The 274-nt window shown below is 48.5% G+C and carries 1 protein-coding gene; it reads right to left on the bottom strand.

From position 1 onward, the window contains the following. A partial coding sequence (locus AAEY83_RS14900) for an IS66 family transposase (RefSeq protein WP_351060109.1) occupies nucleotides 1–274 on the bottom strand: 274 nt, incomplete at both ends.

Here is a 274-nt window from a genome sequence, read left to right as displayed (position 1 = left end):
CGTCTAGCGTGTGCCCAGCAACCAACAGGGGTAATGCCTTCAATACCGTCATAAACACGGTAACCGTCGCACTGTAAATAGCCTTGATAACCGGCAAGAAATTCTTTTGCGCAAGCGCGACTTCGACCTGCTTGGTAATCGTAAATCACGACAGGCTCACGGCTGACCTCATTGCTGCGATAAACCCACATGTAGGAATTGCTGCTAGGGTTGTCACCTTCATCTAACACTTGTGTACGGGTTTCATCGGCACATAAACTATGCTCACTAAGCA

The organism is Psychrobacter sp. TB20-MNA-CIBAN-0197 (genome assembly GCF_040309765.1).
Lineage (GTDB): Bacteria > Pseudomonadota > Gammaproteobacteria > Pseudomonadales > Moraxellaceae > Psychrobacter > Psychrobacter submarinus.
This window is presented reverse-complemented; position numbering and strand designations above follow the sequence as displayed.